Origin of the sequence: Rhodococcus sp. NKCM2511 (assembly GCF_014905595.1) — a bacterium.
GTDB classification, from domain to species: Bacteria; Actinomycetota; Actinomycetes; order Mycobacteriales; family Mycobacteriaceae; genus Rhodococcoides; species Rhodococcoides fascians.
Window position 1 is genome coordinate 2,889,836 of the sequence record NZ_BNHJ02000001.1, and the last position, 11,676, is coordinate 2,901,511.

Sequence of the window (11,676 nt, forward strand, 5' to 3'; positions counted from 1 at the left end):
TCGTGCGGGCCCGGAAGGTCGCTGCCGCCGCATTGACCTCGTTTTTCCTCGCTGCAGCGCCGGCCGTCGGCACCGCAGCACTGGTACCCCAACAGCTCCCTACTGCCACGGCGCAGCCAGATTCCGCCGGAGACACCAGCGGCACCACCAGCGCCGTTCCCGATACCCCGATGACGCAGGCCGGCGATCCGTTCCTGACGCTGAGCATCGACACGGTCGCACCCTCGACGGTCACCACCAGCAGCGATCCGTTCGTCACGGTTCGCGCGACGGTGAAGAACACCGGCGATCGACGCGTCGACGACGTCAGCGTGCGCCTACAGGGTGCGGCGGCCATCGACACCACGTCCGGTCTGCGGACCTCGCTGACCCTCGACCAGGAAAGATTCGACCGCGTCGGGACTTTCGTCACGGTCGTGGAGTCGCTGGAAAAGGACCAGAGCCGCCAGTTCGATCTGTCGATGCAGCTACGAAGCAGCACCGAGCCCTCCCTCGGGATCGACGCTCCCGGTGTCTACCCCCTACTTCTCAACGTCAACGGAACCCCCGAATACGGCGGGACGGCTCGACTCGACGACGCCCGCTTCCTGCTACCCGTCGTGGGACTGCCGCGGAATCCCGGTCAGCTCGACCCCGCAGCGCCCGACGCGATGCCGCTACCCCCCAACACCCGGAATCCGGTAGCGATGACGGTGTTGTGGCCACTCGCCGACATTCCCCGTCTCGCGGCCGGAATCCCCGGTTCCATCGACGATCGAGTGCGTTTAATCGACGACGACTTGGCGACCCAGCTCGCCGCTGGTGGTCGGCTCGACACCCTGCTCAAAGCCGTGGAATTCGCGACGCAGCCCGGTCTCGATCCCGACGGCAAACTGGCGTCGAGCCTGTGCATCGGCATCGATCCCGACCTGCTGGTCACCGTCTCGAACATGACCCGCGGCTACCTCGTCGTCGACAACCCGGCCGATCCGGCCAGCTCCGCGCGGGAGGGCTCCGGCAGCGGGGCCGCAGCCCAGTGGTTGACGCGGCTCGAGGCACTGGCGTCGAACACGTGCGTGACGGCCCTACCGTTCGCTCAGGCCGACCTCGCCGCCGTCGCCGACATCGGTGATTCCTCGCTGCTCAGCAGCGCTGTCGCCGCCCCGGCCGACATCGTCGACGGCATCCTCGGCATCAGCTCGTTACGCGGTTTCACCTGGAGTGCCACCGGCGGCGTCGACGCGGGCGCTGCGGACGCGCTGAGATCGTCGGGAACCGGGACCGTCCTCGTCGCCGACAACAGCATCAGCCCACCCACGTCGTCGCCGACGTCTCTGCTGGTGTCCACCGATACCGCGCCGACCGCCGCCGATCCGACCGGCACCTTGGCCGCCACCCACTACGACTCGGCGACCGCAGCCGCACTGGCCGGCGTCGGGACGACCCCGTCGACCCCGGCCTTGACCCCGGCGAATCAACGCTTCGACCTGGGCACCGACTCTCGTACCGCACGGCTGCAGGACGCCCTCGGCGCCATCAATTTCCATGCCCTCGTCGGAGCCGATCGACCCGGCCGCACCGTGACCGTCGCACCGCCGCAGTACTGGACCGCGGGAGGAGACGAACCCTCGGCAATCCTGTCGACTGTGTCCTCGCTGTTGCGTTCGGGCCTGGCGACGCCTCGTCCGCTGCCCGGCCTGATCACCGAGCCCCCCACCGGAATCCCGGTGACCAGCATCGATGTGCCGACCGATCTCGATGCGTCCGCCATCGACACGGTCCGAACGCAGAGCGCACGCGTGGACACCCTGGCGCAGTCGCTGGTCGAGGATCCCCAGTCCGCACTGACTCCGCGCCTGTACACCGCCCCGTTGCGAGAGGACATGCTCCGCGCCCTGTCGACCGCGGGTCGCGCCAGCGCCGAAGGCGATGACGCCGCGGCCATGGCACGCACCCGTCTCACCGCGACCCGCGTCGGACTCGACACCGTCTACGGATCGGTGACCGTGCTGGCTCCGGGCGGCGTCTACACACTCGCCTCCGAGCAGAGTCCGCTGCTGCTCGTGGCCCGCAACGACCTACCGGTGCCGGTCAACGTGCTCCTCCGAGTAGACGCGCCACCGGAGATGACGATCAGCGACGTCGGCGTGACCCAACTTCCGGCGCGCGGATCGCGAACCATCACCGTGCCCGCCGAGGTGGACGACAAACGCAATCTGTCGGTCGACTTCTCCGTCACCACCCTCGACGGCACCCGGCTCGGCGAGGTATCGACGGTGTCGGTTCGATCGAACGCATACGGTCAAGCTCTCGCGATAATTACCGCCTGCGCCGGCGCGCTCCTACTGTTGCTTGCAGGCCGACGACTCTGGCACCGATTCCGAGGACAACCCGACCCGGCCGACGAAGGGTACGAGAGACCATGACAGGCAATGTGCCGTACGACGGCGACCTGCCCCGGTCACGCATGCCCGCAGCGCAGGTGTTCCGGCGCACGACGCCCCCACGCCCCGCCCCCTGGGAGCGGCAACCACGACCGGAGATGCGTTCCTATCCGGCACCGCCCCCGCTCGACGGTCAACCGGCAGCGGACGACTCCGCAACTCAGCTCATCCCACGGTTCCGGGACGAGGACTACCCACCCGCCGCGCCGTCGGGGAACATTCCTCCGCCGCAGACACCACCGGGCGGCAACGAGTCACCACCGCAGCCCGAACCCAGACCTCAGAAATCGTTGCTGGCCGCGTCGGGCTCGATCGCCGTTGCGACCCTCGTCAGCCGGATCACCGGATTCGCCAAGCAAGTAGCCATGACGGCCACCCTGGGTGCCGGCCTGGCCAGTGCGTTCACCGTCTCGACGATTCTCCCGAACATGATCTCCGAGCTGGTGCTCGGTGCCGTCCTCGGAGCGATCGTCGTTCCTGTCCTGGTACGCGCAGAACAAGAGGACGCCGACGGCGGACGTGACTTCGTCCGACGCCTGTTCACCATTGCGGTCGCGCTGCTCGGCACCGTGGCGTTGGCCGCAACCATCGCTGCGCCGCTGCTGGCGCGTCTGATGCTCAACGGTGATCCGAAGGTCAACGAGGACCTGACCATTGCCTTCACCTATCTGGTGTTGCCGGCGCTGATGTTCTACGGGCTCTCCGGCTTGCTCACGGCGGTGCTCAACACCCGACAGAACTTCAAACCCGGTGCGTGGGCACCGGTGTTCAACAACCTCGTGGTACTTGCGGTGTTCGGCATCTACTTCCTGATGCCGGGTGAGATCACCGTCAACCCGGTCGACATGACGAACCCGCAGCTGTTGATCATCGGCCTCGGCGTCACCACCGGTGTCATCACGCAGGTGCTGGCGCTGATCCCTGCGCTCCGCCGCGAGAAGATCGACCTGCGCCCACTCTGGGGATTCGACGCGCGCTTGAAGAAGTTCGGCGCGATGGCGGCGGCGATCGTGCTCTATGTCGTCATCAGTCAGATCGGTCTGATCGTCGCCACCAACATCTCGTCGGGAGCCGACGACGCGAGCCCCACGATCTATTCCCAGGCCTGGATCGTGCTGCAGCTGCCGTACGGCATTCTCGGCGTCACGGTTCTGACGGCGATCATGCCTCGACTCAGTCGTAATGCCGCCAACGGTGACACGCCCTCGGTCGTCGACGATCTCTCCGTCGCCACTCGGCTGACGATGGTCGCGATGGTCCCGATCGTCGTGTTCCTGACGTTCGCGGGGCCGTGGGTGGGCGAGGCGCTGTACGGGTTCGGCAAGTTTGCGCCCGACGCCAACCGGCTGGGTGAGGCCGTGAGCTGGTCGGCGTTCTCCCTTATCCCGTACGCGCTGGTCCTGATCCACCTGCGCGTGTTCTACGCCCGCGAGCAGGCCTGGACGCCCACCTGGATCGTCCTCGGCATCACCGCCGTCAAGATCGGCCTGTCGTTGCTCGCCCCGATCGTCGCAACCGATCCGGAACAAGTGGTGCTGCTCCTCGGCACCGCGACCGGCCTCGGCTACACCGCAGGTGCCGTCATCGGCGGATACCTGCTGCACAAGAGCCTCGGCAACCTGCGGATGGCCAACGTCGGGAAGACTGTCTGGCTGGTTCTCATCGCCTCGCTGGCCGGCGGCGCAGCCATGCTCGCCATCGACCGGATCGTCGGATTCGACGCCATGGCGAACGGCTGGATCGGCAACTTCGTGCGCGTCGCGATGGACGCCGTCATCATGCTCGGCATCACGTTCTCCATCCTGTGGTTCGGCAAGATTCCCGAAGTACTGGCCGTCACCGTCGCGTTGAGCCGTCTCGTCCGCCGGGTCCTCCGACGGTCGGCCCCGCCCGAGCCTGCGACGTCCGGTTCGGTGCCGGATCCGGCTGCCGCGGAAACCAGCGTGATTCCTGTTATTCGAACCGAGCCCACATGGGACACTGCGCGGGATCGACTCCCGTACCCTGGTCAACGGCACCCGGGGGCAGACGCCCCTGCAGGTCGACCGCTTGTAGAACAACACGGGGCATATTCGCCTGAAGGAGTAACAGTGACCGACGACGATGTTGCTGGGGGGCCGGCACAGTCTCCAGCAAACGAAGCCGACCGAACGAGCGGCGGAGTCGAAGTCGACACCCAGGACCGCACCGAGCCCGTGAAGGCCGAGTCTGCTGCGTCGTCGAAAGCACCCGAGTCGAAAGCACCCGAGTCGAAGACAGCGGACCCGAAAGCACCTGATTCTTCGGAGAAGCCGAGCACACCCAGCACGCCTGAGTCGGCGGCAGCATCGAGTGCCGAGGCCACCGAGAAGAAGGAAACCAAAGCGTCCGCTCCCAAGGATCAGACGATCGCGATCTCCAAGGCAGCGCTGGCCGCCAAGCCGTCGGACAAGACCGTCTCCATCTCGAAGGCGAAGCTTCCGGTCGACGACGCGAGCAAGGCGGAGCCGAAGACCGACAGCACACCGGTGGACGCGACGAAGAAATCGGCTGCAGTCGACACACCACTAGCACCGAAGCCGACGACGGACAAAGCTGCCGAAAAACCAGCCGAGGACCAGTCCACCGCGGACGCCCCCGGGCGCACCCTTCGCGGACCGACGCTGATTCCCGGTGCTTCGGTAGCCGGCGGACGCTACCGCCTGTTGGCACCGCACGGTGGAGCTCGCGGGCTGAAGTTCTGGCAGGCCCACGACGTCAAGCTCGACCGCGAGGTCGCGTTGACGTTCGTCGACGCCGATCAGCAGTCCACCGCGTCACCCAACGACCGCACTCAGGGCCCGCAGGCAATCCTGTCCCGGACGCTGCGCCTCGGTCGGATCAACTCTCCCGGCCTCGCCCGGGTGCTCGACGTGGTGCGCGGTAGCTCCGGCGGCATCGTCGTCGCCGAGTGGACTCCCGGTCGCTCGCTGCGCGAGATGGCCGATACGGTTCCTGCCCCCACCGGTGCCGCTCGTGCGATCAAGGTCCTGGCCGCCGCAGCCGAGGCTGCGCACCGAAGCGGCGGCGCACTGTCGATCGACCACCCCGATCGCGTACGCATCAGTACCAGCGGCAACGCTGTTCTGGCGTTTCCCGCCACTTTGGCGGACGCCGACTCCAGTTCGGACGTCCGTGGTCTCGGTGCCATGCTCTACGCCCTGATCACTGCACGCTGGCCGTTGTCGGACACCACCGGAGAAGCCGTCGTTCCCGGTGACGCGGCATCCCTGCGCAGCGTCGGCGGCATGCGTCCGGCCGATCGGGACGACAAGGGTGCGCCGCGCGAGCCTCGCGAAATTCGCCCCGACGTTCCGTTCGAGATCTCTGCCGTCGCGGTACGAGCGCTCGAGCAGAACAGTGGCATTCGCACCGCAGCGACGGTGCAGCACGTTCTCGATCAGGCCGCGGTGGTCAACGACAAGACCGACCTGATGCCGGCACTGCGACTGGGCCAGCGTGCCCCGGGAGCCAGCGGTCACTCGCTCGCAGACCCGGAAGAGCTGGCCGCAGAGAAGGCGAAGTCGACGCGAACCAATATCGCCATCGCCGTTCTCGGCGCTCTGACGGTGCTGATTCTGGCGTTCGCCGGCTATTGGTTGTTCACCTCCATCGCGGGCGACAACACCGATGCGCCGCTGGACAGCCAGGAGTTCGGACTGACGACCCCGGCTGCCGCGCCGCCGGCCGGCGACACCGCTGCGCCCCCGGCGCCGACGGGTGGACCCGTCGCGATGAGCGATGTCAGCGTCTTCTCCCCACAGGGGTCTGCAGACAACCCGGGCACGGCATCGAACGTGATCGACAACAACCCCAGCACGGCCTGGACCACCGACTCCTACTTCCAGCAGTTCCCGGCACTGAAGAACGGTGTCGGACTGCTCGTCACCATCCCGTCGTCGACGTTGAAGAATGCGTGGATCGAATCGACGTCGCCGGGAACGGTCGTCGAGATCAGGTCCGCTCCCAACGATTCCCCGAGCCTCGGCGACACCACGCTGCTCGGTGAAGCCACTCTGCAGAACGGCCGCACCGACATCGCACTCGACGGCACCGAACCCACCGGCAACGTCCTGGTGTGGATCACCACCCTCGGAGAGCAGGGTGGCCGCATCGCTACCTCGATCTCCGGGATCGGTTTCGACACGTAAAACCGGCGATACAGAGGCAAATCGCGTTCGTTTCGTACTTCGCGGTATCGATGGCCTAGGCTCCCCCCAATGCGTTAACACGGGGGGAGCCGTTTTCGTATGACCGAACGTATCGATTCGGCGCTGGGGGAGCGCACGGATGCGGAATTGTTGGCTGCTCATGCAGCCGGTGAGCCGACCGCATTCGCCACGTTGATCCATCGCCATCAGGAACACCTGTGGCTCACGGCACGCCGCACGAGCTACACACCCGAGGACGCATCCGACGCGTTGCAGGAGGCATTGCTCTCCGCGCATCGAACGGCCGGGTCGTTTCGCGCCGACGCTGCAGTCCGCAGTTGGTTGCACAAGATCGTCGTCAACGCGTGCCTCGATCGCATTCGCCGAAACAAGGCACGTCCGTCGGTTCCGTTGAGCGAGAACGAGAGTCACGAACCGGTGTCGCCTCGGGACCGCATCTCCGAATCCGAGACCAGCATCCTCGTCCGACAGGCCCTGATGACGCTGCCGCCCGACCAACGAGCGGCGGTGGTCGCCGTGGACATGGAGGGCTACTCCGTGGCCGACGCCGCAGCGTTGCTGGGGGTTCCCACCGGTACCGTGAAGAGTCGATGCGCTCGCGGCAGACTCAAGTTGTCGACGCAGCTCGCATACCTCAAGGACGCAGGGAACCGAATCTAGACCCCTCGCGTCTAAACCGTGTGAGAGGGAAAGAAGACTCGGCGAAGGGAGGTAGGAACGTGTCGTCGAACACCGACGCTCTACCCGGTGCCCCGTTCTCACCCGAGTTGCTGGCCGATCTGCATGCAGATGCTCTACCCGAGGACGTCAGCAGTCGGCTGTGGCCGTTGGTGCGTGCCGACGCCGAGGCGATGCGAATCCTGGCGACACTGGACACCGTCACAGCTCGGCTGCACGAGTTGGGCGAGGATCCGAACGGCACGATGCCCGTTCCCGCCGACGTCGCCCGGCAGATCGATCGCACCCTCGAGACCCTGGCCGACACAGATTCGGCGGACCGTACCGTCGACGTCCTTCCGCTTCGCAGACCTCCACGTAGCGCGCGTACACGCCGGCATGCCATCGTCGGAATTGCCGCTGCTGCAGCACTTCTCGCGGGTGGTTCGGTCACCTTCGCCGCCGTTCTGCACAGCCCGGGCACGTCGGATCCCGTCGTAGCCGAGCCGGGGACCACGCCACCCGACTCGTCCCTCGTTCTCGATTCCACCGACCTCGACTCGAACGTCGCGTTCACCGTCATCGGTAAACGAGACCCCGGCAGCCTGTCGGATCCGGCAGACCTGGCCGCGTGTCTCGACGCCAACGGCGTGGACCCCGCCGCCGCCGTTCTCGGATCCAGTCAGGTTCGAATCGACGGCCGACAGGGAACTCTCCTCGTCCTCGCCGGGGCCGGGCCCGCGCAGTTCATCGCTCTGGCAGTGGGCAACGATTGCCGCGGCGGCAATCCCGATGTCCTCACGCGTCGCGATATCGGCTGACACATCTCTCACCGGGGAACAACTGCCTCTAGGGTGGTGTTGACCAGATGTACGTCGATAGGCAGTGCTCAGTGCACTTTCGCGTCGACGCCAAGAACACGCCGCACAAGATCGGAAGGTCTGCATTGAGTACCCCCAAGGTTCACGATCTCATCATCGTCGGCTCGGGACCGGCCGGATACACCGCCGGTGTCTACGCGGCTCGCGCGGAGCTGGAGCCCATCCTGTTCGAGGGAACCCAGTTCGGCGGCGCGCTGATGACGACGACCGAGGTCGAGAACTTCCCCGGTTTCCGCGAGGGCATCATGGGCCCCGATCTGATGGAACAGATGCGCGAGCAGGCGCAACGTTTCGGTGCCGACATCCGAACCGAGGACGTCGAGGAGCTCGAGTTGACCGGGCCGATCAAGACCGTCTCGGCGGGCGGTGAGACCTACCGTGCTCGCGCGATCATTCTCGCGATGGGCGCAGCCGCTCGCTACCTCTCCATTCCCGGTGAGGAGAAGCTCCTCGGACGCGGCGTCAGCGCATGCGCCACCTGCGACGGGTTCTTCTTCCGCGACCAGGACATCGCCGTCATCGGCGGCGGCGACTCGGCAATGGAAGAGGCAACCTTCCTCACGCGCTTCGCCCGCAGCGTGACGATCGTGCACCGCCGCAGCGAGTTCCGCGCGTCGCGCATCATGCTCGAGCGCGCCAAGAAGAACGAGAAGATTCGTTTCCTCACCGACACCAAGGTTCTCGAAGTCCTCGGCGACACCAGCGTCACCGGGCTGGCACTGGAACATGCAGTCACCGGCGAGAAGACGACTCTGGACGTCACCGGGATGTTCGTGGCGATCGGCCACGATCCTCGCAACGAGCTGGTCAAGGGCCAGGTCGAACTCGACGATGCCGGCTACGTCAAGGTCGCATCGCCCACGTCGGCCACCTCGGTCGAAGGGGTGTTCGCTGCAGGCGACCTCGTCGATCACGTCTACCAGCAGGCCATCACCGCTGCGGGTACCGGCTGCACCGCATCCATCGACGCCGAGCGTTGGCTGGCCGAGCAGGGCGACATCACCACCAACACACTCGAGCACGCCGATCAGCCGGTCGACGCCGTCAACGCCTGACCGGTAGCCCCACCATCTGTTTGCAGACCCACACCGAGGAGATACACATGTCCGACGACAAGAGCACAGTCACCATCACCGACGCGTCGTTCGTCGACGACGTTCTGACCAGCGAGAAGCCCGTTCTGGTCGACTTCTGGGCCACCTGGTGCGGCCCGTGCAAGATGGTTGCTCCCGTTCTCGAGGAGATCGCTGCCGAGCACAAGGACAAGCTGACCATCGCCAAGCTCGACATCGATGCCAACCCGCAGGCGGCTCGGGAGTTCAAGGTCATGTCCATCCCGACGCTGATCCTGTTCCAGGGTGGCAAGCCGGTCAAGCAGATCGTGGGCGCAAAGGGCAAGGCCGCGCTGCTCAAGGACCTCGAAGGCGTTATCTGACTCACCCACGCTTGGTGTGGATTGCCGCAGAAGCCTGTCTTTCTGCGACAATCATCTGATGTGCCGATGCTTGCGTCGGCACATCAGCGCATCGAAGTGCGTGTTGACCGTCAGGACGATCGAGAGGGTTTTTCCAGGATGCAGGAGCTCAGTCACGGCGATTCCGGACCCGCCGTCGCCGAGGTCCGCGGCACTCTCTCGGCACTCGGTTTCCTCCACGAGGCCGTGGTTCCGCCCGGCCCGATGGACGACGGCCACTGGACGGCCCCAGGATCGGTATTCGACCGGGCCCTCGACGGTGCCGTCCGCGCGTTCCAGCAACATCGCGGCTTACTGGTCGACGGTGTCGTCGGTCCGGCCACGTACCGCGCCCTCAAAGAAGCGTCCTACCACCTCGGTGCCCGCACGCTGATCTACCAGCTGTCCGCTCCGCTGTACGGCGACGATGTCGCTACCCTGCAGACACGCCTGCAGGACCTCGGTTTCTACAACGAGCGCGTCGACGGCTTCTTCGGTCCGAAGACGCACGAGGGCCTGTCGTCTTTTCAACGCGAGATCGGCCTGGCACCCGACGGTATCTGTGGTCCGGCGACACTGCGTTCGCTCGACCTCCTCGGAACCCGCGTCACCGGTGGATCGCCCCACGCGATGAGCGAAGAAGAACTCGTGCGCAAATCGGGCCCACAGTTGACGGGTAAGCGAATCGTCATCGACCCCGATCTCGGTGGTGCCGACACCGGACGCATCGTCGACGGCACATTCGGACGCGTCTCCGAATCGGAAATTCTGTGGGATCTGGCCAGCCGTCTGGAAGGCCGAATGGCGGCGACCGGAATGGAAACGTTCCTCTCTCGTGCACGGGGCACCAACCCGTCGGTGGCCGACCGCGCGGAAACCGCCAACGCCTGGGGCGCAGATCTGATGATCTCGCTGCGCTGCGCGTCGAGCACCAGTCCTGTGGCCAACGGAGTGGCCAGCTTCCACTTCGGTAACTCGCACGGATCCACCTCGATGATCGGCCAGGTCCTCACCAGCTACGTGCAACGCGAAATCGTGGCTCGCACACCACTTCTCGATTGCCGCAGTCACGGCCGCACGTGGGATCTGTTGCGGCTCACCAACATGCCGACCATCCAGATAGACCTCGGCTACCTCACCAACGAATCCGACGTCGAAGTACTGAGCGATCCGCGATTCCGCGACATCATTGCCGAAGCAATCCTGATCGCCGTCAAGCGGTTGTACCTCCTGGGTCAGGACGACCAACCGACCGGCACGTTCACGTTCGCTGAACTACTGGCCGAGGAACTCGCAGCCGCCGACCGTCCCTGATCGACGGCACCCCCGCTCCGCCCGCGCCACGGGTCGGAGCCCGTCGTTCAGCGAGCTCCGACCGTCGACTTCTGTTCGATGTCGACCACCGAGATACTCGCCGCCACCAGCAATTGCTCGAGCGCCGATTCGACGTCCTGCTTCCACCCGTGATCGCGATCCAATTCGAGGCGGAGTCTCGGGAACCTGTGATGCGGCGCCACCACCTCGAAGCCGACCTTCTCCAGAAAGTCGGCGTCGATCATGCATGTCGCAGCCGAGCACGTCGCATGTGCCGTCGCTTTGGGAATTGCCGGCGACGCGTCGTCCGCATTGTGGCGAATGCCGAAGGCCTCCAAGGCACGAACACCACGATTGACGAGATCGCCGACCACCGCCTGAATCAGGGTTGCCGAGTGCAGATCCGCATCGGCCGGGGAGTCGATACGAAGCTGGGTCAGTAGGACCGCGTCGGGACTGACGGGCGAAGTAGGGAAGGTCGACGCCCGAGGAACTGCGCGGGGCGGGCAATACAGCGCACACCCGATCGTGTTGCCGTCCACGGACAACAGCTGTCCGCACGATCCCCACTCGAGCATGATCGTCGACAGCCACACCTCGTTCTCGAATTCGAGGTCCACTGCCGCGCCGTCGGACGTGGGATCGAGGACCCAGAAGCTACACCGCCGAGAATGTACCGGCAGATGTTCGAACGAGCCGAGGGTCACTCCGGTCACCATCGCCGACACCGCGTACCTCAGCCTCCGTGCAGTCGTTCC

Annotated in this window: 8 protein-coding genes; 7 read left to right on the forward strand and 1 reads right to left on the reverse strand. The window is 65.8% G+C overall.

The genetic code is table 11. From position 1 onward, the window contains the following. The first annotated feature begins 2 nt into the window (after nt 1–2). The 7 genes from JLZ96_RS13445 (at nt 3) to JLZ96_RS13475 (ending at nt 10,918) form a co-directional block, all read left to right on the forward strand. Nucleotides 3–2,405, forward strand: coding sequence for a DUF6049 family protein (locus JLZ96_RS13445; RefSeq protein ID WP_236253948.1), 2,403 nt, complete (start codon nt 3–5; stop codon nt 2,403–2,405). Further along, nucleotides 2,402–6,592, forward strand: coding sequence for a murein biosynthesis integral membrane protein MurJ (murJ, locus tag JLZ96_RS13450; RefSeq protein ID WP_201010349.1), 4,191 nt, complete (start codon nt 2,402–2,404; stop codon nt 6,590–6,592). The genes JLZ96_RS13445 and murJ overlap by 4 nt, the downstream gene beginning before the upstream one ends. Before the next feature lie 99 nt (nt 6,593–6,691). Then, entirely contained in the window at nt 6,692–7,273 is a 582-nt protein-coding gene (sigM, locus tag JLZ96_RS13455; RefSeq protein ID WP_201010350.1) for an RNA polymerase sigma factor SigM, read from the forward strand. Between the two features lie 59 nt (nt 7,274–7,332). Beyond that, on the forward strand, nt 7,333–8,091 hold the full coding sequence (locus JLZ96_RS13460; RefSeq protein WP_201010351.1) for a hypothetical protein: 759 nt from the start codon (nt 7,333–7,335) through the stop codon (nt 8,089–8,091). Between the two features lie 125 nt (nt 8,092–8,216). Then, entirely contained in the window at nt 8,217–9,206 is a 990-nt protein-coding gene (gene trxB / locus JLZ96_RS13465) for a thioredoxin-disulfide reductase (RefSeq protein ID WP_032367966.1), read from the forward strand. A gap of 47 nt (nt 9,207–9,253) precedes the next feature. Beyond that, the gene (gene trxA / locus JLZ96_RS13470; protein WP_201010352.1) at nt 9,254–9,586 is read left to right on the forward strand and encodes a thioredoxin; all 333 of its coding nucleotides are present in this window, start codon (nt 9,254–9,256) and stop codon (nt 9,584–9,586) included. Nucleotides 9,587–9,724: 138 nt separating this feature from the next. Further along, complete coding sequence (locus JLZ96_RS13475; protein WP_032371397.1) at nt 9,725–10,918, forward strand: N-acetylmuramoyl-L-alanine amidase; 1,194 nt, start codon at nt 9,725–9,727, stop codon at nt 10,916–10,918. Nucleotides 10,919–10,965: 47 nt separating this feature from the next. Here JLZ96_RS13475 and JLZ96_RS13480 read toward each other — a convergent pair whose 3' ends face one another. After that, nucleotides 10,966–11,646, reverse strand: a complete 681-nt coding sequence (locus JLZ96_RS13480; RefSeq protein ID WP_201010353.1) for a GNAT family N-acetyltransferase — start codon at nt 11,644–11,646, stop codon at nt 10,966–10,968. Between the last annotated feature and the right edge of the window lie 30 nt (nt 11,647–11,676).